The 24,513-nt window shown below is 65.4% G+C and carries 22 protein-coding genes; 6 read left to right on the top strand and 16 right to left on the bottom strand.

The features are described 5' to 3' along the window. Window positions 1–6: 6 nt before the first annotated feature. The 11 genes from ACETK3_RS14295 to ACETK3_RS14345 form a co-directional block, all read right to left on the bottom strand. Window positions 7–1,338, bottom strand: coding sequence for a thymidine phosphorylase (locus ACETK3_RS14295; RefSeq protein WP_373993099.1), 1,332 nt, complete (start codon window positions 1,336–1,338; stop codon window positions 7–9). Further along, on the bottom strand, window positions 1,335–1,757 hold the full coding sequence (locus ACETK3_RS14300; protein WP_373993100.1) for a cytidine deaminase: 423 nt from the start codon (window positions 1,755–1,757) through the stop codon (window positions 1,335–1,337). Before ACETK3_RS14300 ends, ACETK3_RS14295 begins: the two co-directional genes overlap by 4 nt. A gap of 5 nt (window positions 1,758–1,762) precedes the next feature. Continuing rightward, a complete protein-coding gene (locus ACETK3_RS14305) occupies window positions 1,763–3,088 on the bottom strand; it encodes an ABC transporter permease (protein ID WP_236801537.1) in 1,326 nt (441 codons plus the stop codon). Next, complete coding sequence (locus ACETK3_RS14310) at window positions 3,085–4,518, bottom strand: ABC transporter permease (RefSeq protein ID WP_236801536.1); 1,434 nt, start codon at window positions 4,516–4,518, stop codon at window positions 3,085–3,087. Before ACETK3_RS14310 ends, ACETK3_RS14305 begins: the two co-directional genes overlap by 4 nt. Next, complete coding sequence (locus ACETK3_RS14315) at window positions 4,511–6,094, bottom strand: ABC transporter ATP-binding protein (protein WP_237430112.1); 1,584 nt, start codon at window positions 6,092–6,094, stop codon at window positions 4,511–4,513. Before ACETK3_RS14315 ends, ACETK3_RS14310 begins: the two co-directional genes overlap by 8 nt. 180 nt (window positions 6,095–6,274) lie before the next feature. After that, on the bottom strand, window positions 6,275–7,345 hold the full coding sequence (locus ACETK3_RS14320; RefSeq protein WP_237430480.1) for a BMP family protein: 1,071 nt from the start codon (window positions 7,343–7,345) through the stop codon (window positions 6,275–6,277). Window positions 7,346–7,641: 296 nt separating this feature from the next. After that, window positions 7,642–8,658 carry an NADP-dependent oxidoreductase gene (locus ACETK3_RS14325; protein ID WP_237430111.1) on the bottom strand — a complete coding sequence of 339 codons (1,017 nt, stop codon included), beginning with the start codon at window positions 8,656–8,658 and terminating at the stop codon, window positions 7,642–7,644. After that, window positions 8,655–9,086 carry an organic hydroperoxide resistance protein gene (locus tag ACETK3_RS14330; RefSeq protein WP_142130706.1) on the bottom strand — a complete coding sequence of 144 codons (432 nt, stop codon included), beginning with the start codon at window positions 9,084–9,086 and terminating at the stop codon, window positions 8,655–8,657. The genes ACETK3_RS14325 and ACETK3_RS14330 overlap by 4 nt, the downstream gene beginning before the upstream one ends. Window positions 9,087–9,130: 44 nt before the next feature. Next, window positions 9,131–9,565 carry a MarR family winged helix-turn-helix transcriptional regulator gene (locus ACETK3_RS14335; protein ID WP_236821593.1) on the bottom strand — a complete coding sequence of 145 codons (435 nt, stop codon included), beginning with the start codon at window positions 9,563–9,565 and terminating at the stop codon, window positions 9,131–9,133. Window positions 9,566–9,697: 132 nt separating this feature from the next. Next, window positions 9,698–10,915, bottom strand: coding sequence for an amidohydrolase (locus ACETK3_RS14340; protein WP_236821592.1), 1,218 nt, complete (start codon window positions 10,913–10,915; stop codon window positions 9,698–9,700). 100 nt (window positions 10,916–11,015) lie between these two features. Continuing rightward, window positions 11,016–12,149 carry a mannose-1-phosphate guanylyltransferase gene (locus ACETK3_RS14345; protein WP_237430110.1) on the bottom strand — a complete coding sequence of 378 codons (1,134 nt, stop codon included), beginning with the start codon at window positions 12,147–12,149 and terminating at the stop codon, window positions 11,016–11,018. A 287-nt stretch (window positions 12,150–12,436) separates the two neighbouring features. Between ACETK3_RS14345 and sdhC the strand changes: the two genes are divergently transcribed. The 5 genes from sdhC to ACETK3_RS14370 all read left to right on the top strand — a co-directional run bounded on the left by sdhC (window position 12,437) and on the right by ACETK3_RS14370 (window position 16,925). Further along, window positions 12,437–12,817, top strand: a complete 381-nt coding sequence (sdhC, locus tag ACETK3_RS14350; protein ID WP_373993101.1) for a succinate dehydrogenase, cytochrome b556 subunit — start codon at window positions 12,437–12,439, stop codon at window positions 12,815–12,817. 3 nt (window positions 12,818–12,820) lie between these two features. Then, complete coding sequence (locus ACETK3_RS14355) at window positions 12,821–13,282, top strand: succinate dehydrogenase hydrophobic membrane anchor subunit (RefSeq protein WP_142130710.1); 462 nt, start codon at window positions 12,821–12,823, stop codon at window positions 13,280–13,282. A 109-nt stretch (window positions 13,283–13,391) separates the two neighbouring features. Further along, window positions 13,392–15,191, top strand: coding sequence for a succinate dehydrogenase flavoprotein subunit (gene sdhA / locus ACETK3_RS14360; RefSeq protein ID WP_236801530.1), 1,800 nt, complete (start codon window positions 13,392–13,394; stop codon window positions 15,189–15,191). 1 nt (window position 15,192) lies between these two features. Then, window positions 15,193–15,975, top strand: coding sequence for a succinate dehydrogenase iron-sulfur subunit (locus ACETK3_RS14365; protein ID WP_142130712.1), 783 nt, complete (start codon window positions 15,193–15,195; stop codon window positions 15,973–15,975). A gap of 176 nt (window positions 15,976–16,151) precedes the next feature. Continuing rightward, window positions 16,152–16,925, top strand: coding sequence for a carboxylesterase (locus ACETK3_RS14370; protein ID WP_236801529.1), 774 nt, complete (start codon window positions 16,152–16,154; stop codon window positions 16,923–16,925). 26 nt (window positions 16,926–16,951) lie between these two features. Here the strand turns inward: ACETK3_RS14370 and ACETK3_RS14375 are convergent, their stop codons facing one another. Further along, the gene (locus ACETK3_RS14375; protein ID WP_237430109.1) at window positions 16,952–18,253 is read right to left on the bottom strand and encodes an ABC transporter substrate-binding protein; all 1,302 of its coding nucleotides are present in this window, start codon (window positions 18,251–18,253) and stop codon (window positions 16,952–16,954) included. A gap of 300 nt (window positions 18,254–18,553) precedes the next feature. Between ACETK3_RS14375 and ACETK3_RS14380 the strand changes: the two genes are divergently transcribed. Beyond that, window positions 18,554–20,842: a hypothetical protein gene (locus ACETK3_RS14380; RefSeq protein ID WP_237430108.1), complete on the top strand. Its 2,289-nt coding sequence runs from the start codon at window positions 18,554–18,556 to the stop codon at window positions 20,840–20,842. 39 nt (window positions 20,843–20,881) lie between these two features. Here ACETK3_RS14380 and ACETK3_RS14385 read toward each other — a convergent pair whose 3' ends face one another. The 4 genes from ACETK3_RS14385 to ACETK3_RS14400 are packed head-to-tail and all read right to left on the bottom strand — an operon-like array spanning window position 20,882 to window position 24,511. Then, complete coding sequence (locus tag ACETK3_RS14385; protein WP_237430478.1) at window positions 20,882–21,853, bottom strand: YihY/virulence factor BrkB family protein; 972 nt, start codon at window positions 21,851–21,853, stop codon at window positions 20,882–20,884. Between the two features lie 58 nt (window positions 21,854–21,911). Further along, window positions 21,912–22,613 carry a 2'-5' RNA ligase family protein gene (locus ACETK3_RS14390; protein WP_237430107.1) on the bottom strand — a complete coding sequence of 234 codons (702 nt, stop codon included), beginning with the start codon at window positions 22,611–22,613 and terminating at the stop codon, window positions 21,912–21,914. A gap of 4 nt (window positions 22,614–22,617) precedes the next feature. After that, a complete protein-coding gene (gene trpS, locus ACETK3_RS14395; RefSeq protein WP_236821587.1) occupies window positions 22,618–23,661 on the bottom strand; it encodes a tryptophan--tRNA ligase in 1,044 nt (347 codons plus the stop codon). A gap of 16 nt (window positions 23,662–23,677) precedes the next feature. Further along, entirely contained in the window at window positions 23,678–24,511 is an 834-nt protein-coding gene (locus tag ACETK3_RS14400) for an exodeoxyribonuclease III (protein WP_236801523.1), read from the bottom strand. Window positions 24,512–24,513: the final 2 nt, after the last annotated feature.

Here is a 24,513-nt window from a genome sequence, read left to right on the forward strand (position 1 = left end):
TGGTCACTATGCTATGCGGTCGATGATGAGCTGCTGGGCAGGCCGTGAACCTTCCGGAGCAATAACCACGGCGTGCTCCAGGGCTTCGCGGGCACGGGCGAACCGCTCCGGGGTATCGGTGAGCAGTGTCATCAGCGGTTCCCCGGCCCGGACTGTGGCACCGGGCTTGGCGTGCATGCGCACCCCCGCCCCGGCCTGGACGGGGTCCTCCTTCCGTGCACGGCCGGCACCCAGGCGCCACGCGGCCACGCCAACGGCGAGCGCGTCCAGTTCAACCAGCACCCCGTCGGCGGGGGCGTATACGACGTCGGATTCCCTGGCCTTTGGCAGCGCTGCCTGTGGGTCGCCGCCCTGGGCGGAGATCATCCGGTTCCAGACGTCCATGGCCCGGCCGTCCTTCAGCGCGGCAGCGGGATCGGCGTCGCGGACTCCTGCCGCGGCGAGCATTTCTTCGGCGAGCCGCACAGTCAGCTCCACCACGTCATCAGGACCGCCGCCCGCCAGGACCTCCAGCGATTCCTCGACCTCGATGGCATTGCCGGCGGTAAGGCCCAGCGGGGTGTCCATGTTGGTCAGCAGCGCAACAGTGTTGACTCCTGCGTCCTTGCCCAGCGCCACCATGGTTTCGGCGAGTTCGCGGGCTGTCGCTTGGTCTTTCATGAACGCCCCGCTGCCCACCTTGACGTCCAGGACCAGCGAGCCGGTGCCCTCTGCGATCTTCTTGCTCATGATCGATGACGCGATCAGCGGGATGGCCTCCACTGTGCCGGTGACGTCCCGGAGCGCGTACAGCTTCTTGTCGGCGGGGGCAAGCCCGGCGCCGGCGGCGCAGATCACTGCGCCAACGTCCTGGAGTTGGGCCAGGATCTCGTCGTTGCTGAGGTTGGCCCGCCAGCCGGGGATTGACTCCAGCTTGTCCAGGGTGCCTCCGGTGTGCCCCAGGCCCCGGCCGGACAGCTGGGGAACGGCGACGCCGAATACCGCCACCAGCGGGGCCAGCGGCAGGGTGATCTTGTCCCCCACCCCGCCCGTGGAATGCTTGTCCGTGGTGTACTTCAAGCCGCCGTCGGGACGTCGGAGGCTGGAGAAATCCATCCGCTCACCGGAGGCGATCATGGCCGCCGTCCAGCGGGCAATTTCGGTCCGGTCCATGCCGTTGAGCAGAATGGCCATGTTCAGGGCCGCCATCTGCTCGTCGGCGATGGCCCCGCGGGTGTACGCGTCGATGGTCCAGTCGATCTGTTCGGGGCTCAGCGTCCCTTTGTCCCGCTTGGTGCGGATGATGTCGACGGCGTCGAACGCTTCGGCGGTACTGTTCGGTGTTTGGTTCTCGGTCACCGGGTCTCCTCCAGATGTTCAGGACCAAAGGCGTCGGGCAGCACCTGGTCCATGGTCTTGATGCCTTGGGTAGTCATGAGCTGCATTTCCGGGGCACGGAATTCGTACAGCAACTGGCGGCAGCGGCCACAGGGCATAAGGATGTTTCCCGCCCCGTCGACGCAGTAGAACGCCCGCAGCAGCCCGCCACCGGTCATCTGCAGGTTTCCCACCAGGGCACATTCGGCGCAAAGCGTCAGCCCATAGCTGGCATTCTCCACATTGCAGCCGCTGACGATCCTGCCGTCCCCGGTGAGCGCCGCGGCGCCCACGGGAAACTTTGAGTATGGGGCGTACGCATTCTTCATGGCTGCGACGGCCGCGGTTTCGAGGGCTGCCCAGTCCACGGCCTGTGCGTTGTCCAACTGTGCATTTTCCATGGCGGTCATCCCTTGACGTAGGGGATGCCGTCGGCCGCGGGCGGCCTGGAACGACCCACCAGGCCGGCGACGGCGAGCACGGTTACCAGGTAGGGCAGCATGGCCATGAACTGGCTGGGCACGGGCGTACCGATGATGGTGACAATGCTCTGGAGGTTATCGGCGAATCCGAACAGGAGTGCCGCGAAGAAGGCACCCACAGGGTTCCAGCGTCCGAAGATCAGGGCGGCCAGGGCAATGAATCCGCGGCCTCCGGAGATTTCCTTGGTGAAGCTGTCGATGGCAACAAGGGTGAAGAACGAGCCGCCGATGCCGGCTACAGCACCGCCCAGTGTGACGTTCCAGAACCGGGTGGCGTTGACGTTGATGCCCAAGGTGTCCGCCGCCTGGGGGTGCTCACCCACTGCGCGGACACGCAGGCCCCACCTGGTCTTGAACAGGCCCACCCAGACCACCGCGACAGCGACGTACATGAGGTATCCCACCAGCGACTGCCGGAACAGGATGGGCCCGATGATCGGGATGCTGGAGAGCACGGGGATGTCGATGACGTCCAGGCCGGGCGGCGAGTTGAACTGGGCCTTGTTGGCCTGCATCACGGTGCTGAAGAGGAAGCCGGTCACGCCGGAGACCAGCACATTCAGGACGACTCCGACAATGATCTGGTTAACCAGGTACTTGATGCTGAACAGCGCCAGGACCATGGACACCACCGCGCCCGCTATAGCGGCCGCCAGCAGCCCGACCAAAGCGCTCCTGGTCATGCTGGCAACAATGGCCGCGGTGAAGGCCCCGCCAAGGAGCTGCCCTTCGATGGCGATGTTCACCACTCCAGCGCGCTCGCACAGGACACCGGAAAGTGAACCGAACACGAGCGGGACGGCAAGCGTGACCGACCCGGCGATGAGACCCGCCAATGAGATGGCGGGAGTGCGGGCGCCGCCCACTACCCAGATAAGGAACGCGGCCACGAAGACCACGATGAACGTGACGGGGAGCCAGCCGGGAACCGCCTGGTTCCTTGTCTTCAAATAGACGGCGTAACCGGCCAGTGCAACAAGGAGTACCGACAGCGTGATGCCGCCGGCAAAGGCGTTGATTTCCAGTGCCGGGAGCTGGAAGAAATCACCCTCGGTGGAGATGCCGAAACTTGCCGTCTGGTTGGGGGCCAGGAGGCCGAAAAACACCAGGGAGATCAACGCGAACACGGCGAGCAGGACCGGGGTTTTCCAGGTGGCCGGTTTGCCCGAAGGCGCCGCGGAGCGGGTGTCGGCCGCGGAGCCGCCGGGCTGGGGGTTGCCGGACCTGGACGATGAAAGTGTTGTGCTCATGCGGCACCTCCGGTTGTGGCTGCCTGCCCGGACTTGGCTGTGCGCGCGGGCTTCCTGCGCCTGGGGTTCAGGCCGAAGACGGCCCGGACCAGCGGCGGTGCGGCGATGAAAAGGACAATCAGGGACTGGACCACCAGGACGATGTCGATGGGGGTGCCGGTCTGGATCTGCATCTGGACCGCTCCGGCGCGGAAAGCGCCGAACAGCAGGCCGGCGGCGAAGGTGCCCCACGGCGTCGAACGCCCCAGCAGGGCAACCGTGATGGCGTCAAACCCGTACGTGGCGGCCACGCCGTCGGTGAGCACCTTTTCGGTGCCGGCAACCTGCGCCACGCCGGACATGCCGGCGAGGCCGCCTGCGATGGCCATGACCAGGATGGTGGAGCGGGAGACGTTGATGCCGGCGGTCTGCGCAGCCTTGGGGTTGGCGCCCACGGCCCGGAACTCGAAGCCCACCGTGGACCGGTTCAGGAGCCACCACACCACAAAGGTGGCGGCGATCGCCAGGAGGAAGCCCAGGTGCAGCCGGTACTGGCTGCCCAGGATCTGCGGGTATACAGCACTGGGGTCCAGGATGGGTGAAATGGGGTTGGACTCCCCCGGACGCTGGAACGCCGGGGTGTTCAGCAGGTAGCGCAGGAAGTAGAGCGCAATGTAGTTGAACATGATGGTCAGGATGACTTCATGGGCTCCGGTCCGGGCCTTGAGCAGGCCCACCAGTCCGGCCCAGAGGGCACCGCCGACGATGCCGGCCACGAGCACCAGCAGCAGATGCAGGCCAACCGGCAGGTGCAGTGCGAAGCCCACCCAGGCCGCCAGGATGCCTGCCACGATGATCTGGCCCTGCGCACCGATGTTGAACAGGCCAGCCCGGAATGCCAGCGCCACGCCCAGGCCGGCAGTGATCAGCGGCGTGGCGATGGTGAGGGTTTCCATGAAGGGGGCGAACTGCGCGGCCAGGCCGTTGCCCCGGGGGTTGAACACCGATCCTTGGAACAGTGCGATGTAGGACCGGGTGGCGGCATTCCATACCGCCGTCAGCATGTCCGTGGGCCTGGCAAAGAAGTAGCTGGAGGTGGCGGCCACCTGCTTGTCCGTGCTTGCGATGAGCAGGCCGCCGATGATCAGCGCCAGCAGCACCGCCAGGACCGAGACCACGCCGCTCCCGGTAAAGATCCGGCGCAGCACGGTATCGGGGCCACCCGGCAACTGTCCGCTTTGGGCCGTGGCCGGAACCGCGGAAGGCTGCATGGCTCCGCCGGCAGTGTCGACGGCTACCACCGCTGCGGTTTCCTCGGCGGCCGGAGGCACGGTAGCCTCCGGGGTGTCGGCCGCGTGCCGGCGCTTGTCAGCACCAGGGTTTTCTTCAACCGACTGGTTTTCAGCATGCTGGTTCTCTTGGGCATGTTTGGGGGAAGGCTGGTCAGGCATGGTCGGCTCCCTCGGCGTTGGAGGTGGGGGCCGGGGTACCGGCCTGCGGGGTGTGTGCGTGCTGCGGTGCGTGCTCTTCCGGCGGTATGCCCGCCATCATGAGACCCAGGACGTCCCGGCTGGTCCCGCCCGGAACGGTGCCCACCAGCCTGCCCTTGTAGAGCACTGCGATCCGGTCGGCCAGCTCCATGACTTCGTCCAGTTCGGTGGAAATAATCATCACCGGGGTTCCCTGGTCGCGCTCTGCCACAATCCGCCGGTGCAGGAACTCGATGGAACCCACGTCCACGCCGCGGGTGGGCTGGGAGGCGATGAACAGGCGCAAGGGACGGGAGAGTTCGCGGGCCATCACGAGCTTTTGCTGGTTGCCGCCGGAAAGTGTTCCGGCGGCAGCTGCAGCCGAGGGCGTCCGCACATCGAATTCACCGATGCGTGCCTTGGCGTTTTCCATGATCTTCGCCGGGCTCATGCTGATCCCCTTGGCGAACGGCGGCTTGTCATAAAGGTCCAGGATCAGGTTCTCGGCCACGGAGAAGGTGCCCACCAGCCCGTCCACTTTGCGGTCTTCCGGAACAAAGCCGACGCCCGCGTCGAGGACTTCCTTGACGGACCGGCCCACCAGTTCCTTGCCGTCCAGGACGATGGAGCCGATAACCCGGTCCTGCAGGCCCAGGATCGCTTCGGTGAGTTCGGTCTGCCCGTTGCCCTGCACCCCGGCGATAGCCAGGATCTCCCCGCGCTTGATGTGGAAGCTGAGGTGGTCCACCACGTGCTGGCCGTTGGGCGCGACGACGGTGAGGTCGGTGACTTCGAACGTGGTTTCCTTGGGCTGGGCGGGGGCCTTGTCCAAATTCAGGCTGACCGCCCGGCCCACCATCATCGAGGCAAGCTCGGTGGTGGAAGCGGCAGGATCGGCGGTGCCCACCACCTTGCCGCGCCGGATAACAGTGATGGTGTCCGAAACTTCCTTGACCTCGCGCAGCTTGTGCGAAATGAACACGATGGAAGTGCCGCGCGACTTGAGCTGGCGCATGATGTCCAGGAGTTCGTCGGTCTCCTGCGGCGTCAGGACGGCCGTGGGTTCGTCGAGGATGAGGACCTTGGCGTTGCGGACCAGGGCTTTGATGATTTCGACCCTTTGCTGCACGCCCACCGGCAGGTCCTCCACCAGGGCGTCCGGGTCAACGTCAAAGCCGTACTGGTCCGAGATTTCCCTGATGCGCTGCCTGGTCTGGTCCAGGTTGAGGAAGCCGGCGGCCTTGGTGGGCTCGGCGCCCAGCGCCACGTTTTCCGCCACGGTGAACACCGGCACCAGCATGAAGTGCTGGTGCACCATGCCGATTCCCGCCGCCATGGCATCGCCCGGGCCGCGGAAGGCAACCGGCTTGTCATCGATGAGGATGTCGCCCTCGGTGGGCTCGTACAGCCCGTAAAGCACGTTCATCAGGGTGGACTTGCCGGCCCCGTTTTCGCCGAGGAGGCAGTGGATCTGTCCCGGCTCAACCACCACATCGATGTGATCGTTGGCCAGCAGCGCGCCAAAGCGTTTAGTGATCCCTCGAAGCTCAAGTTTCAAAACTCTGACCAATCTCGAAGCGTCCGGTGATCAGACCGGACGGGATATCTGGCTGCAGCACCAGCCTAGTGGCTGCAGTCCCGGGAGGAGCCGGCCGTGCGGGGTAAACGTTCGGCCAGCAAAAAGCGCCACCGCCCGGCCAGTGGGTGAGGGGCCGGCGGCGGCGCTTCCTGTGGTGGATCAGGCCTTGGGGCTTGCTGCGGACTGAACCTTCAGCTTGCCGGCCACGATGTCCTTCTTGATCGTCTCGAGGTCGGACTTCAGTTCCGCGGGGACCTGGGAATCGAGGTCGTGGAAGGGTGCCAGCTGCACGCCGTCGTTGGCAAGGGTGCCGACGTACGGGGTGTTGTTGAACCTGCCGTCCTTGTCCTCGGTGACCACGGTTTCCACGGCCTCGCCCATCTGCTTCATGACGGAGGAGAGCATGATGCCCTTGTAGTCCGGGGCGGTGAGGTAGCCGTCGGAGTCAACCCAGATGAGCTTGACGTCCTTGCCGGCGGCCTTGGCCTCGTTCAGCGCGGCGCCCGCGCCCTTGCCCACCGGGCCCGCCACGGGCATGACGATGTCCGCGCCCTGGTCCAGGAAGTTCTTGGTCAGCTGCTTGCCGACGTCCTGCTTTTCGAAGTCGCCGGTGAAGCTGCCGTCCTGGGCGTCCTTGTTCCAGCCGAGCAGCTTGACGTTCTTGCCCTTCTGCTGGTTGTAGTACTTCACGCCGTCGGCGTAACCGTCCATGAAGATGGTCACGGTGGGGATCTTGATTCCGCCGAAGGTGGCCACGGTGCCGGTCTTGGTGGTTCCTGCTGCCAGGTAGCCGGCCAGGAATGCGGCCTGTGCGGTGTCATAGATGATCGGCTTGACGTTGCTGATGGGCTGGTCGTAGCCGAAGTCGATGATGGCGAAGTGCTTGTCCGGGTTGGCGGTTGCCTGGGCCTTGGTGGCGTCACCGAGCAGGAAGCCCACGGTGATGGTGAGGTTGCAGCCGGCCGTGACCATGGCGCGCAGGTTGGGTTCGAAGTCGTTGTTGGTCTTGGACTCGATCTGGTTGACCTTGATGCCGAGGTCCTTCTCCGCTTTCTTCAGGCCCTCGTAGGAGGACTGGTTGAAGGACTGGTCGTCGAATCCGCCGGAGTCCGACACGATGCAGCCGACGTAGTCGCTGGCCCCTGCTGACGGGGTGCTTCCGGCTTCGGGGGCGGCACCGCAGGCAGTGAGCACAAGCGCGGACGCACCAAGGGTGGCCACGCCTGCCATTGAACCGCGCTTGAAGACGGCACGCAGTGATTTGTTCAATTTTCCTCCAGGGATGATGCGAGTGGCGCTACGGGCTGTAGTTCAATGAGTGTCCGTTTCGGCGCTGAAATTCTGTTTTCACTGAAGGCACGCAGCACTGCGCCGGAGCGCACTGATGGCACCCACTTTAGTGGCCTGCGCCACGTCCCCATAGCATGCCGGGAGCCCATCCGGAGGATTGTTTACAAGTTGTTACCAAGCAGTAGGGGCACCGCTGGATGCGGTGCCCCTACTGCTGATGGATAGCCCGGTGGCGCCTAGAGCCGGACGAGCATTTTTCCGGTGTTTGCGCCGTCCAGGAGGTCCATGAAGGCCTGCGGCGCGTTCTCGAGGCCATCGACGATCGTCTCGTCGTAGCGCACGGTGCCGTCGGCCAGCCAGCCGGCCATTTTCTCCGCGAACTCGGCGGCGTGCTGGCGCTGCCCGCCTACCAGGAATCCGCGCAAGGTGAGCTGCTTGCCGATTGCCTGCATCAGGTTGTGCGGTGCCGGGGTGGGCTCGGTGGAGTTGTACTGTGCGATGGCGCCGCACATGGCCACCCGGCCGCCCACGTTGAGGACCGCCAGGGCGGCCTCAAGGTGTTCGCCGCCCACGTTGTCGAAGTAGACGTCGATGCCGGCCGGGCCGGCAGCCTTCTCCAGCTGCTCCAGCACAGGACCGTCGTGGTAATCGAAGGCGGCGTCGAAGCCGAGTTCGAGGAGGCGCGCCACCTTGGCCGGGGACCCGGCAGAGCCGATGACCCGGGAGGCGCCCATGGCTTTGGCGATCTGGCCCACCAGGGAGCCGACCGCGCCGGCCGCCCCCGAGACGAAGACAACGTCCCCGGGCTTGAACTCCGCAACCTTCAACAGTCCGGTGTAGGCCGTGAGCCCGGTCATGCCCAGGGCGCCGAGAAAGGCGGAAGCAGGTGCCAGGTCGGTGCGGGCCGGGGTGGCAGCGCTGCCGTCCACCACGGCGTACTCGCGCCAGCCCAGGGAATGGACGACGACGTCGCCCTCCTTGTGTGCCGACGAACGGGATGCGACCACCTCACCCACCGCGCCGCCGTCGAGCGCCTTGCCGACGGCGAAGGGTGCGGAGTAAGACTTGACGTCGTTCATCCGGCCGCGCATGTACGGGTCTACCGACATGAAGAGGTTGCGTACCAGGACCTGGCCGTCTTCAAGTGCGGGCAGCGGTGCCTCTGCCAGTTCGAAATTGTCGCCGGTGGGACGCCCGACAGGGCGCGAGGCGAGCCGGATTTCACGGGTGGTGGTTGCCAGGGCTGTGCTCATGCTGCGTACTCCAGGATCTTGAGGTCGACGTTGATGTTGCCGCGGGTGGCGTTCGAATAGGGGCAGACCTGGTGGGCCTTGGCCACCAGGTCCTCCGCGGTGGCGAGGTCGAGGGCGGGGAGGGCGATTTCCAGTTCGGCGGCCAGCCCGAAGCCGGCTCCACCGTCCAGTTGTCCCAGGTGGATCTTCGCTGCCACTGCCGAGTCCGTCAGGTCGGCACCCGCCTTGCGGCCCACCAGGCGCAGGGCTGAGTGGAAGCAGGCGGCGTATCCGGCGGCGAAGAGCTGTTCGGGATTGGTGCCCTGGCCGTTGCCGCCCAGTTCGACGGGGCTGGCCAGGTCCACTGCCAACCGGCCGTCGTTGCTGCGCGCGGTGCCGTCGCGCCCTTCGCCGGAGGCAAGTGCCTCGGCGGTGTAGAGAGTCTTCACGAAAGATGTCCGTCCTGTTGGTGGGATGGTGCAGGATTGAGCGCTCAGAGCGACTGATGCAGCGCGGCCGTGAGCTTGCCCAGGGTGGCCCGCAGTTGTTCAAGTTCGTCCAGGGACAGCCCTGCGGCGTCGGCCAGCCGCTGCGGGATGGCGCTGGCCGGCCCGCTGAGGCTTCGCCCGGCGGGCGTCAGGTGGATGGCGACGCGGCGCTCATCCTCGCCGGACCGCCGGCGCTCCACGAGCCCGAGCGCTTCCAGGCGCTTGAGCAGCGGGGACAGCGTGCCTGAGTCCAGGCCGAGTTCCCCGCCGAGTTCCTTCACGCCCCGTGGTTCGCTTTCCCACAGCACCAGCATCACCAGGTACTGCGGGTAGGTAAGTCCCAGTTGGTCGAGGACCGGCCGGTAGACCGCGGTGGCGGCCCGGGATGCTGAGTACAACGCAAAACATACTTGCCGGTCCAGGCGGGGCGCTTCGGTCATACCACCACGGTAGCGCACAACTTAGTTGTGCACAACTTACCCGGGTGCGGGCGGCTGGGCGTGGACCGCCGTCGTGCTTTCCCGACGGCGGTCCGCACCTTCTTGTGGCAGGCCGGCGCAGGGCGGGTGGTGCTAGGGGATGGCGGGCTGCTCGAGGTCCCGGATGGTCCGCAGGGCCGCCGCGGTCAGCACCCGGATGCCCAGGCCCAGGGAACGTTCGTCCAGGATGTAGTCGCCACGGTGCAGGTCGTAGTCCTCGCCGCCGGGCGTCTTGGTGCCAAGGCGCATCATCGCCCCGGGAAGCTCGGCCAGGAACCAGGCAAAGTCCTCGCCGCCCATGGACTGCGGGGTGAGCACCACGGCGCTTTCGCCGATCTCGGCGCGGGCAGCGGCCTCGATCAAGGCCGTCTCGTGTTCGGAGTTCACCACCGGCGGCACTCCCCTGGTGTGCTCCAGGTGCACGTCCACCCCGTAGGGTGCCGCCACCTGGTGGACTACCTCGTCAAGGAGCTCGCCGGCGGCGTGCCAGGCTTCCCGGTCCAGGCAGCGCATGGTGCCGGCCATGTAGCCCGCACCCGGGATGGCGTTCGGCGCCGAGCCCGCGGTGATCTGCCCCCACACCACGGACACGCCGCTGCGCACGTCCACGCGGCGGGACAGCACGGCCGGGACATTGACCGCGATCTGGGCCAGTGCGAACACCAGGTCCTCGGTGAGGTGGGGGCGCGACGTGTGGCCCCCGCGTCCGGAAAGTTCAATACGGATCGTGTCGGAGGCAGACGTGATGGCACCGATCCGGGTTCCCACCTTGCCCACTTCGATCCGGGGGTCGCAGTGCAGCGCCAGAATCCGGGGCACGCCTTCCAGGACGCCCTGCTCAATGCAGGAGTGCGCGCCGCCGGGCATGGTCTCTTCCGCGGGCTGGAAGATGATCCGGACGGTGGCGCCGAGGGGTGTTTCCTGGTGCATCCGGTTCAGGACCAGGGCTATGCCCAGCATGGTGGTGGTGTGGACGTCGTGGCCGCAGGCGTGGGTGACGCCGTGGTTCTTCGACGCGAACGGCAGGCCCGTTTCCTCGATGATGGGCAGGGCATCGATATCGCCGCGCAGGGCGGTGGCGATGGGGCCTTCGCCCACGTCCACCGTCAGTCCGGTGCCTTCAAGGCGGCGAGGGCTCAGCCCGGCGGCTTCGAGCCGCTCGGCAAGCTTGTCGGTGGTACGGAACTCCTTGAAGGACAGTTCCGGGTGCGCATGGAGGTCCCGGCGGAATTCGATCAGTTCCGGCAGGAGCGGTTCGAGCCACGGAGCCACCAGGGCGGTGGGCTCGGCTTCAGTCGTGTAATTGCGCACTGCTTCACTCTAGCGACGGTAGAGGCTTAAGCACCCATTCACTGACGCCGCATTACATCCGGAACCTGCCGGCACCCAGAGGTGCCGGCAGGTTCCCAGGTCAGAGAACGTCCGTGTCCCCGCTTGCCTTGAGGGCATCCACGGCTGCTTTTACGCGCTGCGAGTTGGCCATGGTGGTCACCAGCAGGGCGTCGGGGGTATCGACGACGACGACGTCCTGGATCCCGATCAGGGCGATGACGCGCTTGGTGTCGGTGACCACGACGCCGCTTGAGTTCTCGGTGAACACGCGGGCACCTTCGCCCAGGACGGTGACGTCGTCCACTTCCTTGGCACTGTTAAGCCGGCCCACGGAGGCGAAGTCGCCAACGTCGTCCCAGCGGAAGGTACCAGGCACGACGGCGACGTCCCCGGCTTCGGCGGCGGGCTCGGCCACTGCGTAGTCAATGGCGATTTTCGGCAGGGTTGGCCAGACGCGCGCGGTGACCTCGTCGCGCTGCGGGGTGTCCCACGCCCGGGCGATTTCCTGCAGGCCCTGGAACAGCTCCGGCTGGTTGGCCTCGAGGTGCTTGAGCATCAGGGACACGGGCGCCACGAACATTCCGGCGTTCCATACGTAGTCACCGCTGTCCACGTACTGCTGGGCCACCATTTCGTCCGGCTTCTCGACGAACTCCACCACGTCATGGGCGCTGGGAGCGCCTTCGATGTTCAGCGCCTTGCCGGAACGGATGTAGCCGAAGCCGGTGGACGGGTGGGTGGGCTTGATGCCGATGGTCACGATCTTGCCCGCGGCGGCCGTGTGGATTGCCTCGCGGACGGCCTGCTGGAACAGGTGGTCCGGGCTGATCACCTGGTCGGCGGCGAAGGAACCCATGATGGTGTCGGGATCGCGTTCATGCAGGATTGCCGCCGCGAGGCCGATGGCCGCACCCGAGTCCTTGGGCTCCGACTCAAGGACGAGGTCGCCGTCGTTGACTTCCGGGAGCTGCCGGCACACGGCTTCACGGTGGGCCTTGCCAGTGACCACCAGCATCCGGTTGCCTGCCAGTGGCTGCAGCCGGTCATAGGTGGCGCGCAGCAAGGTGCTGCCCGATCCGGTGAGATCGTGAAGGAACTTGGGAGCTGCTGCTCGTGACAGTGGCCAGAGGCGGGTCCCCACTCCGCCTGCCGGAATCACCGCAATGAAGCGGTCAAGGGGTGAAACCGGGCTTGTCACTTTGTCTGTACTCATCACGGCTACTTTAGCCGAAGGGCCGCAGACGGCTCCTGCGGCAACGCAATGGTCCCGCATTTTGCCGCACTCCCCCGCCAACCACTTCCCAAAAAGCCCGCAAGCATGTGGCGTTAGTCTCATTTCGCCCGAAAATCCGCACCAGCACTGGGCACCAATAAACGCCTAAATTGAATAAGCTGTTAGCGGAGCCTAGATTTAGGCCTGAGCTACGAGTGCTCTCGCAGCAGGCGTTCCCCCCGCATGGATCTCATGCCAGCGCCGCTGTGTTGCAGGGAGGTTTATCAGTGCCGACAAAACCAGCTGGCACCTTGTACCGCGGCCGTGAAGGCATGTGGTCCTGGGTAGGACACCGCATTACCGGTGTAGTGATCTTTTTCTTCTTGTTGGTCCACGTCCTGGACACCTCCTTGGTGCGTGTGTCACCGGAGGCCTACACCGCCGTGATCGGCGCCTACAAGAACCCCCTGATGGCGCTGGGCGAGACCGGCCTCGTTGCCGCCATCGTTTTCCACGCCTTCAACGGCCTGCGGATCATTGCCGTCGACTTCTGGAAGAAGGGCGCCAAGTACCAGCGGCAGATGCTGTGGGCAGTCCTGGCCCTGTGGGTCGTGACCATGGTTGCCTTCTCCATCCGCCACCTGTCCCTCGCCCTCGGAGGTCTCTAAGCCATGACTGCAACCATCGAGAGCCCCCGCAGCGGGCGGATCGCCCCCCAGTACCGCCGCAGCGGCGGCTCCAAGGGCAACTTCGAGATGATCGCCTGGCTGTTCATGCGCCTTTCCGGCGTGGTGCTGGTGGTCCTCATCTTCGGCCACCTGTTCGTGAACCTCATGGTCGGCGAAGGCATCCACGCCATCGACTTCGGCTTCGTGGCCGGCAAGTGGGCGGACCCGTTCTGGCAGTTCTGGGACCTGGCCATGCTGTGGCTGGCCATGCTGCACGGCACCAACGGCGTGCGGACCATCATCAACGACTACGCCGAGAAGACCTCCACCCGCCGCTGGCTGAAGACCGTGCTCTACGCAGCGGCCGTGGTCATCATCCTCCTGGGCACCCTGGTGATCTTCACGTTCAACCCGTGCCCTGTGGTGAACGGCGTTGCCCTTCCGGGCGGTTTCTGCCCTGCCTAGCACTGGCACAACCCCGGGGCCCGCGGGCTTTTCCGCGGGCCCCGTTTTGCGGAGCAGGCAAAGCCGCCCCGTTGTTTCATAGCGAATTTTGAGAGAAAGAGCATCTGGTATGCAGGTCCATAAGTACGACGTCGTCATCGTCGGTGCCGGTGGCGCTGGCATGCGCGCCGCGATCGAATCCGGTCAGCGCGCGCGCACAGCAGTACTGACCAAGCTCTACCCCACCCGCTCGCACACGGGTGCGGCACAGGGTGGCATGTGTGCCGCCCTTGCCAACGTCGAGGAAGACAACTGGGAATGGCACACCTTCGACACCGTCAAGGGCGGCGACTACCTGGTTGACCAGGACGCAGCCGAGGTCATGGCCAAGGAAGCCATTGACGCCGTGCTGGACCTGGAAAAGATGGGCTTGCCCTTCAACCGCACGCCTGAAGGCCGGATCGACCAGCGCCGCTTTGGCGGCCACACCCGGGACCACGGCAAGGCACCGGTCCGCCGCGCATGCTACGCCGCGGACCGCACCGGCCACATGATCCTGCAGACCCTGTACCAAAACTGCGTCAAGCACAACGTTGAGTTCTACAACGAGTACTACGTCCTGGACCTGCTGACGGTTGAAGAGGACGCCGTGCGCGCAGACGGCACCCCCTACAAGCAGAAGCGCGTTGCCGGCGTCGTCTCCTACGACCTGGCATCCGGTGAACTGCACGTCTTCCAGGCCAAGTCCGTGGTGTTCGCCTCCGGCGGCGCCGGCAAGGTCTTCAAGACCACCTCGAATGCACACACCCTCACCGGTGACGGCATGGGCATCGCGTTCCGCCGCGGCATCCCGCTGGAGGACATGGAGTTCTTCCAGTTCCACCCGACAGGCCTCGCGGGCCTGGGCATCCTCCTCTCCGAGGCCGCCCGCGGTGAAGGTGCCATCCTCCGCAACTCCGAGGGTGAGCGCTTCATGGAGCGCTACGCCCCCACCATCAAGGACCTCGCGCCGCGTGACATCGTGGCCCGTTCCATGGCCAACGAGGTGCGCGAAGGCCGCGGCTGCGGCCCGAACAAGGACTACGTCCTCCTGGACCTGACCCACCTGGAGCCTGCGCACATCGATGCCAAGCTTCCGGACATCACTGAGTTCGCCCGCACCTACCTGGGCGTGGAACCGTACACGGAGCCGGTACCGGTGTTCCCCACCGCGCACTACGCCATGGGCGGCATCCCCACGAACATCCAGACCGAGGTCCTGCAGGACAACGACACCGTGGTCCCCGGCCTCTACGCCGCCGGTGAAGTGGCCTGCGTGTCCGTCCACGGTTCCAACCGCCTGGGCACCAACTCGCTGCTGGACATCAACGTGTTCGGCAAGCGGGCCGGCATCGCCGCTGCCGAGTACGCCAAGACCGCGCAGTTCGTGGAACTGCCGGAGAACCCGCTGGCCTACACCACCGACCTGCTGGACATCGCCCGCAACGGCACCGGCGACGAGAAGGTGGCGCAGATCCGCAAGGAACTGCAGGACACGATGGACGCCAACATGCAGGTGTTCCGCACCGCGGACACCCTGAACCAGGTGCTGCGCGACATTGCTTCCTTCGAGGAGCGCTACAAGCGCATCAACGTCCAGGACAAGGGCAAGCGTTTCAACCTGGACCTGCTCGAGGCCGTTGAGCTCGGCTTCCTGCTGGAACTGGCCAAGGTGATGACCGTGGCCGCCCTGCACCGCGAGGAATCCCGCGGCGGACACTTCCGCGAGGACTTCCCCGAGCGTGACGACGAGAAATTCATGAAGCACTCCATGGCGTACAAGGATGACCACGCGCCGGCTGACGGATCGGCGGAATCAATCGCCGGTATCCGCCTCGCCACCAAGCCGGTTGTCTTTACCCGCTACGAGCCGATGGTGAGGAAGTACTAAGATGACCGCTGAAATCGCTGAGCCAGCCTCAAAGGTTGAACTTCCTGCCGGCGTTGGCGGAGGCGGGGAAATCCCCACGTTCGACGTCCACATGCGCGTCCGCCGGTACAACCCGGAGGTTTCCGAGGAAGCCACCTGGGATGACTTCCACCTGACCATGTACGGCACCGACCGTGTCCTGGACGCCCTGCACAAGGTGAAGTGGGAAATGGACGGCACGTTGTCCTTCCGCCGCTCCTGCGCCCACGGCGTGTGCGGCTCCGACGCCATGCGCATCAACGGCCGCAACCGCCTTGCCTGCAAGACGCTGCTCAAGGACCTGGACACGTCCAAGCCCATCACGGTGGAACCCATCAAGGGCCTGCCGGTGGAGAAGGACCTCATCGTGGACATGGAACCCTTCTTCCAGTCGTACCGCGAAGTCATGCCCTTCCTGATCAACAAGGGCCACGAGCCCACCCGGGAACGCCTGCAGTCCGCTGAGGACCGTGAGCGCTTTGACGACACCACCAAGTGCATCCTGTGTGCCGCGTGCACGTCCTCCTGCCCGGTGTTCTGGACCGATGGCCAGTACTTCGGCCCGGCAGCGATCGTCAACGCGCACCGCTTCATCTTCGACTCCCGTGATGATGCCGGCGACATGCGCCTTGAGATCCTCAATGACAAGGAAGGCGTGTGGCGCTGCCGCACCACCTTCAACTGCTCGGAGGCCTGCCCCCGAGGCATCCAGGTCACCCAGGCCATCGCGGAAGTGAAGCAGGCCATCCTGGCCCGCAGGATCTAACCGCGTTCAACAACCTGGATAACGGCCGACGGCGTCGCTCACCACGTGTGGTGGCGGCGCCGTCGTCGTTCCAGCACCTAAGCACCCGGATGCTCTATCAGCTTTGGTCGCTAAACCTGGGGTTTGGGGACCAAACCTGATAGAGCAAGCTGTCCGCCCACAGAAAGGGTCCCCTTTTGTCCCGCTCCGAAAAAGTCACCTTCGCCGGTTCCACAGGCGAGCTGCTGTCCGGCATCATCGACGTCCCGGAAGGTCCCGTCAAGGGCTGGGGCGTCTTCTCGCACGGGTTCACCCTGGGCAAGGACAGCCCCTCCGCAGCCCGCATGTGCAAGGCGCTGGCGGACAGCGGCATCGGGATGCTGCGCTTCGACAACCTGGGCCTGGGCGGCTCCGCCGGTGAATGGTCCGCAGGTTCCTTCAGCCACAAGGTAGCCGACACGGTGAAGGCGGCAGAGTTCATGCGCAGCGAGGGGAAGGAGATTTCCCTGCTGGTGGGACACTCGTTTGGCGGTGCAGCAGTGCTTGCTGCGGCGCGGGACATTCCGGAACTCGACGCCGTTGCCACAGTGGGTGCGCCCTTCTCCCCCAAGCACGTGGCGCACGTCTTCGATGCTGCATTGGACAGGATCCTCAGCGAGGGCAGCGCCGAGGTGGACCTCGGCGGCAAGCGGGTGGAGATCCGACGGCACTTCGTGGAGGATCTGGAAAATGCGGACCTGACGGACTGCATCAAGCAGCTGCACAAGCCACTGATGGTGCTGCACTCCCCCACCGACAACACTGTGGGGATCGAGAACGCCAGCACCATCTTCCAGACCGCCAGGCACCCGCGGAATTTTGTGTCCCTTGAGGGCAGCGACCACCTGCTGACGGGGAAGGGCCAGGCTGCCCGTGCTGCGCGCATCATCGCAGCGTGGGCCGACCAGTACCTCGACGCCGCGTCAGCCTGACGCCCTGCCCGCCCCCCCGCGGGTAACTACTTGCCGATCGCTGCCTCGCTCTCGCTGAGCCACTGCTCGGCGGCCTTCTCCGGAGCCAGCCGTTTGAACAGGACTTCGGTGTTGATCCGGGCGGTGATTTCGGAAACGGCGGTGGAACCGGTGGGGCCGATGTAAGTGGGGGCGAAGTCCATCTTGCCGATTTGGTTGATGTACTCCGCTTCCACCTTGCCTTGCGGTGTGAGCAGGTCCTGGATGGCGGCGCGCATCTCGGAGTTGCCGGGGATGCCCCTGTCGCTCTGGATGATCTTGGCCGCGGCCTGGTTATTGACCAGGAAGTTCACAAGCTTTGCGGCGGCGTCCGTGTGCTTGCTGCGGGCCGAGATGGTGTAGAACTGCGAGGACTGGAGCCAGATTCCCGGGGTGGGTTTTTCGCCGGGGAGCTTGAGCAGTTTCAGGTCCGCGCCGGAGGCCTTGCTGAGGGCGGTCAGTGAATTGCTCCACGTGAGCATCATCCCCGCCTTGCCCATGCCCATCAGGGTCTGCTCCGTGCTGACGTTGAGCTTCTCCACCGTTTCCGACGCACTTGGAGCGGCTCCGGATTCGCTGAGCTTCAGCGAATAATCGAAGTAGTCCTGCACCGTCTGCTTGTCCAGCCCCAACTGGCCGTCCTGGGTGTAGAGGGATTTGCCGCGCTGGCGGGCGAAGGCATCCAACGAGTCATGGGTGAGGACCGTGGCCGTCCCGTACGTCCCCTTGGGGCTCTTGGCCGTGATGTCGCCGGCGATCCTGGCGAAGTCATCCCAGCTCCAGCTGCTGTCATCCGGCAAAGGCACACCTGCCGCCGAGAAGACAGCGGGATTGACCACGATGGCCAGGGCGTTGGCACCTGTGGAGACACCGTACTGCTTGCCTTTGACCTGTCCGTTTTCCAGCGCACCCTGGTCGATCCTGGACAGGTCCAGGGAGCCCTGCACCTTGGTCAGGTCCAGCAGCGCCCCGCGGTTGGCGTACTCGGCGGGGTAGGCGCCGCCCATGGTGATGACGTCCGGAGCGTCATTGGCGGCCACCTGGGTTGCCAGCTTGTCGAAGTAGCCGCTGATGTCGCCGTATTCCGGCTTGACCTTGATGTTGGGGTTGGCGGCTTCAAACTCCGCAATCGCCTTGTTGGTCAGCTCGGCGCGGCCGGCATTGCCCCACCAGGAGAACCGGATTTCGACGGGCCCCTCCTCAGCCTTGTTGGAGGATGGACTGGAACAGCCGGTAGTCACGGCCAGAAGGGCTGCGGCCGACAGGACGGCAAGGGATTGGCGGATTCTCCGGGCAGCGTGACGCGTCATTGGGCAGGCTTCTTCCGTAAGTGCGGGTGACGAGAAAGCGGTTTCGTGAAACGTATCAATTGGTATGGCGGTCGTCAATAGGCCAACGATTACCCACTCAGGCCTTCCCGCGCGCCGATAGTTTCGAACGCAGTGCCTTGCGCCACGCGCCTTGACAGCATCCTCGAACCAGCAAAAGATAGAACCGCCAGAAACCGCTTTCTTCATCCTCCGCCGCTCTTCAGTCGCAGAGGCCAGCTATCCGTGCGTCCGGAAAATTCGCGGCGCCGGCAACAGATTCCCGTCAGGAGGGCGTCCACCATGCACAGCCGCAGCAGCACCGCAGGGCAGCAGGCCATGACCCAGGCACAACGGCCATCCGGCGCTATCGACCGGAAGGCGCTGGTGCAGCGCCATAACGTCCGGCAGTGCAGGCTTGATACCCGAAGCCCCGTATCCGTAGGCAACGGCGAGTTCGCTTTCACCATTGACCTCACCGGGCTGCAGACCCTGCCGGCAGAGTATCCGGTGGGGCCGCGCCAGGAAAAACTCCCGCCCGGAACCCTGCTGGGGACGCAGTCGAATTGGGGCTGGCACTCCACGCCCGGCGGCGACCGGTACACCCTGGCAGGGTCGACCGTCCTCTATGAATCACCACGGGGACCTGTCCCTTACGTGGACATGGTGGGAGACATTGTCAATGACCGCGAGACGGGCACCTCCGCTGCGGAAACCTGGCTGCGGGCAAATCCGCACCGCCTTGACCTGGGACGCGTCGGTTTTCAGCTGCTGCAGGACGGGGCCAGCCGACTCATCAATTCCGCGGAACTCTCCGACAGCGGCCAGACACTGGATCTGTGGACTGGTGTTGTCGCCAGCTCCTTCACCATTGCCGGCCACCCAGTGCAGGTCACCACGGCCTGCCACCCCCACCGCGATGAGCTCGGGATCCGTGTGGAGTCCCGGGCGCTCCGGGAGGGCCTGGTGATTGCCATCGACTTCCCGTACGGGTCAGAGGCCTGGCACGATGCTGCCGACTGGGGCCAGTCAGCCGCCCATGCCACCAGTCTTCACGGACCCCACCCCGCCGAGCTCCACCCGGGGGCACCCAGCTGGACTGTGGACCGCGCACTGGACAACTCGCGGTACCAGGTGGTGGTCAGCGGGCACGGCCTTGTTGTGGAGCAGGCTGGAGCGCACTCGGTACGCATCTGCCTGGACACGCATTCCGGGCCGGACGTCCTGGACCTGTCCGTTGCCTTCGTGTCCGGAGGCGATGGTGACTGCATCCCCAGGGGCGGCGCCGGCCTTTCCCAGGTGGCAGGCAAGGCGTGCGCAGGCAGCGAGCCTCGTTCCGCCGTCGGGCCTTCCCCTGACGCCCCTCAGCCTCCTGGCGGAAGCCAGCCCGGCAGCAACGTTGCGGCTGCCTCAATGGAGCACTGGCCCAGGTTCTGGCGCTCCGGAGGTGCCATCGAACTGGCCGCCACTCCGGACGCGAGGGCGAAGGAGCTGGAACGACGCATCGTCCTCTCCCAGTACCTGACCGCCGTCAACTGCTCCGGATCGCTGCCGCCGCAGGAAACGGGCCTGGTGTGCAACTCGTGGCGGGGACGTTTCCACCTGGAGATGCATTGGTGGCACGCCGCCCATTTTGCGCACTGGAACCGCGCGGAACTGCTCCTCCCCTCCCTGCGCTGGTATACAACGGTGCTGGAGTCGTCCCGGCAGACGGCACGGGCGCAGGGGTTCGACGGCGCCCGCTGGCCAAAGCAGGTAGGTCCGGATGGAAGGGAGAGCCCCAGCCCGATCGGGACGTTCCTGATTTGGCAGCAACCACATCCCATCCACCTGGCGGAACTGGCGTATCGGGCCAACCCCGGCCGCGAGGTGCTGGAGGAGTTCGCGGACATCGTGTTCGAGTCCGCGGAGTTCATGGCCAGCTTCGCCCACCCCACGCCGCGCGGTTTCGAACTTGGTCCGCCGCTCATCCCCGCGCAGGAGAGCTATGGGTCCATGCGGGCCAAGGTCATGAATCCCACCTTCGAACTTGCCTACTGGCAGTGGGGCCTCCGGACCGCCGCCGCGTGGCGGGAACGGCTGGGCCTGGAACCTGTTCATGCCTGGCAGGCGGTGGCCGACGGGTTGGTGCGCCCGCGAGTGGTCAACGGTGTCTACGCAGCCATGGACGTGGAACCATTCACCATCAGGACGGACCATCCCTCCATGCTCTGCGCCCTCGGCGTCCTGCCGCTGACGGGACTGATTGATGAAGCAACCATGCGGGCAACGCTGGATGACGTCCTGGCCGACTGGGACTGGGGCAGCACGTGGGGCTGGGACTACCCGGTGATGGCCATGACGGCCGCGCGGCTGGGTGACCCGGAGGCCGCCGTGGACGCGCTCCTGCAGGACGCCGGCAAGAACACGGTCCTGCCGAACGGGCACAACCGCCAAACGGACTCCCTGCCCTTGTACCTTCCGGGCAACGGCGGTCTGCTTGCCGCGGCCGCGCTGATGGCCGCTGGCTGGGACCACGGCCCGGAGGGGCATGCACCCGGTTTTCCACCGGGCTGGACAGTGGCCTGGGAGGGGCTGGTGCCGGCTCCCTGACCGTGAAAGGTGGCGTGGCGTGCAGCCTGCCGGGCAGTGTCAGGTCTGGGGTGTGGCGCGCTTTGCACCGAGGATGGTCTTGCGGGGAGTGCCGCCGGACTCCAGGTCCGCCTCGCGGACGGCGGCCCACCCCGCCGAGACGAGGTAGACCTGACTGACCAGGTTGAACCAGATCAAAAGCCCGATGATGACGGCAAACGAGGCCAGGAGGGGGTTGCGGCCGGCACCGCCCAACAGCTCAGTGCTGAAGATCTGCAGGATGGTGGTGCCCAGGGCCGCGAGGATGGTGCTTTCAAGCAAAGCGCGCCGGGACAGCTTCAGGCCTGCGGCCAGCCGGAACATGATCAGCGCCGTGACCCAGTTGAGGACCAGCGGCACAATGATCTTCACGGACGTGGTGAGGGGCCCGGCCAAGGCGTCAGCGAGGTGCAGGAAGTTGGAAACCCATCCGGCTGCCGTGCCGAAGACCAGCGAAGCGGCCGCGCTGATCACCAGGGACAGGCCCAGCAGCAGCAGGATTCCGGCGTCGCGCAGCTTCAGCAGTATGGGATTGACCATCAGCGGCGGCAGCTGCAGTACGCCCCGGAGGCCGTCGCGCATACCGTTGATCCAGCCGAGTGAGGTGACCACGGTGACCACGGCACCGATTACTGCAGTCCAGCCAAGGCCGCTGGGATCCAGCAGGTCCTTGGGGTCCACAAGGCCCTGGCCGCCGTTGATTTTGAGGAGGCCGGGGGCGCTGGCGGCCACGCTGCTGACGATGGTGTCGAGCAGGGCCGGTTGGCCGCTCAGCACCAGGCCGGCAATGGAAAAGCCGGTGGCCAGTAGGCCGGTGATGGAGAAAAACATGTTGAAGCCGATGCCGGCGCTCATCAACGGCCCGTAATGGAGGGTGTAATGCCGGAAGGCCCTCATGGGACGCAGGACGTTCAGGCGGGCGGTGAACCACTGCCCGAGAGCCATCAGCGCTGCGAACTTCCCTCCGGACTTGCGCGCCCGGTTCCACTCCATCCGTTTTTCGATGACCGCCAGCTTCAACCGGTCAAGCTCGGTAGGCAGCGGCTGCTGGCTATTCTGCTTCGGTGGGGGCGTCCGCGGCAGCATCCGGAAGGCCGGTGCTGCCGCGGTTGTCAGTTTCGGTCCCAAAGTCCAGCTCTTCCCGTAGCTGCCAGATGCCGTCGGCATCATGCTCATAGAGTCCCATGCTAACCACGGGGAAGGTGGCCCTGTAGTTCTTTAGCACCGTTTCGGCCTCATCCAGGCTTTCCGGGGCGACGTCGTGGGCGATGGTGACGTGGGGATGGTAGGCAAAAGGCAGTTCGCGATGGAGCGGGCCCTGCTGAAGCTTGCGGTGCAGGTCCACGCAGTCATCGAACCCGTCCTCAACGTTGATGAAGACGACGGGCGAAACGGGCCGGAAGGTCCCCGTCCCGGCGATGGTGACCTTGAACGGACTCTGGCGCCGGGCAACCTCACGTACATGCCGGCGCGTGGCTTCCCAGTCCCGCGTGGGGGTGGTGGTGACCAGGGTGATGTGCGCCGGCACCACATCGGCCATGGGGTCACCGAAGGACGCGCGCCAGCGCTGCAGTTCCCCTGCTATCTCAGCCGGGAACCCCAGGATGACGCCCACGCTGATTTCTTCACTCCGTGCTTCATGCTCCGCAGCCGCATTCCTGCTGGATTGGTCTCCGAACCGGTCGGCCAGGGACTGCTCCACCTGTCCGGCGGCGCAGGCACCTCCCCTGGCGGTGACGTTTCTCGAAGACATGGTGCTAGCGGACTCCTGCGAGGCTGAGGGACGGCAGGAAGCCCATGCGCTGATACACCTGGCCCAGCGTGACCGAGGCGATCTCCCTGGCCCGTTCCGCACCAAGGGCCAGCAGCCGGTCGAGTTCCGCGGGGTCGGCCATCAGCTCGTTGGTCCGGTTGCGGAGCGGGGTGATGAAGTCCACCACCACCTCCGCGAGGTCCACTTTGAGGTGGCCGTACATCTTCCCCTGGTACTCGGCTTCGAGGTCCGCCACGGACTTGCCCGTCAGGGAGGAGTAGATGGTCAGCAGGTTGGACACCCCGGGCTTCTCCTCAGGATCGAAGCGGATGTCCGTTCCGGCGTCGGTCACGGCCGACTTGATGCGCTTGGCCGCGATCTTGGGATCCTCCAACAGCTGGATGGCACCGTTGGGGGACTCCCCCGTCTTGGACATCTTGGCGCTGGGATTCTGGAGGTCGTAGATCTTGGCGCTTTCCTTGACGATCGTGGCCTCGGGGACGGTGAACGTGTGCCCGAACCGGGTGTTGAACCGCTGCGCCAGGTTCCGGGTCAGTTCAAGGTGCTGGCGCTGGTCCTCGCCCACGGGCACCAGGTCGCTCTGGTACAGCAGGATGTCCGCGGCCATCAGTGTGGGGTAGGCGAACAGGCCCAGGGTTGCCGAATCTGCACCGGACTTCTGGGTTTTGTCCTTGAACTGCGTCATCCGGGAGGCCTCGCCGAAACCGGTGATGCAGTTCAGTGCCCAGGCAAGCTGTGCGTGCTCGGGAACGTGGGACTGGACGAAGAAAATGCTCTTGTCCGGGTCAATTCCGGCGGCGATGTACTGGGCTGCGACGATGCGGGTGCGCTTTGCCAGTTCGGCCGGGTCGAAGTCCACCGTGATGGCATGCAGGTCAGGGATGAAGAAGACGGCGTCGTACTCCGCCTGCATGTCCACCCAGTTGCGCACAGCGCCGATGTAGTTGCCCAGGTGAAGGGAATCAGCCGTGGGCTTGGCGCCGGAAAGAATGCGCTTTTTGTCAGTGGAGGAAGTCTGGGTGGTCATGGAAAAACTTTCGGGCTTAGAGCTGGTAGTCCACTACCAGCGGGGCGTGGTCGGAGAAGCGGGTGTCCCAGGTGGCTGCACGGTCCACAACAGCCGAAATGGCGGACGCGGCAAGTTCGGGGGTGGCAATGTGGTAGTCGATGCGCCAGCCGGTGTCATTGTCGAACGCCTTGCCGCGCCAGGACCACCAGGTGTACGGCCCGTCGACGTCGCCGGCCAGGTTCCGGTGGACGTCATGCCAGCCGACCTCCTCGCCGAAGAAGCGGTCGAAGTACGCGCGTTCCTCCGGCAGGTGCCCGGCCTTCTTGAGGTTGCCCTTGGAGTTCCGGATGTCCCGGGGCGTGTGGGCGACGTTCAGGTCTCCCACCACCAGCGCATGGTCGCTGTGCTTGGTCAGCTCCGGAAGCCGGGTGTGCATGGCGTCAAGGAAGCGGTACTTGTCATCCTGCTTGGGAGTTCCCACTTCACCTGAATGCACGTAGGCGCTGGCGACGGTGAGCTGGACGGGGTTTCCTGCAGCGTCAGGGACGCGGAAATCCGCTTCCACCCAGCGTCCGGCGGTGGCGAAGTAGTCGTCGCCGATGCCGTTCCTGGTTTCCAGCGGTTCCAGCCGGGATGCGATGGCGACGCCGGCACGGCCTTTCGCCTCAGCCTCGGCGTGCAGGATATGCCAGCCATCCCCCAGCAGCTCCCGGACGATGGCGTCAGGGGCGCGCACTTCCTGCAGGCAAAGGATGTCCACTTCGCGCGGCTCCAGCCATGCCGCCATACCGTTTTTGTAGGCAGCCCGGAGGCCGTTGACGTTCACGGATGCGATGCGAAGGTGGTCCTTGTTCAATGCCGAGCTCACCC

Source organism: Arthrobacter sp. E44 (assembly GCF_041877125.1).
In the GTDB taxonomy this organism is placed as follows: domain Bacteria; phylum Actinomycetota; class Actinomycetes; order Actinomycetales; family Micrococcaceae; genus Arthrobacter.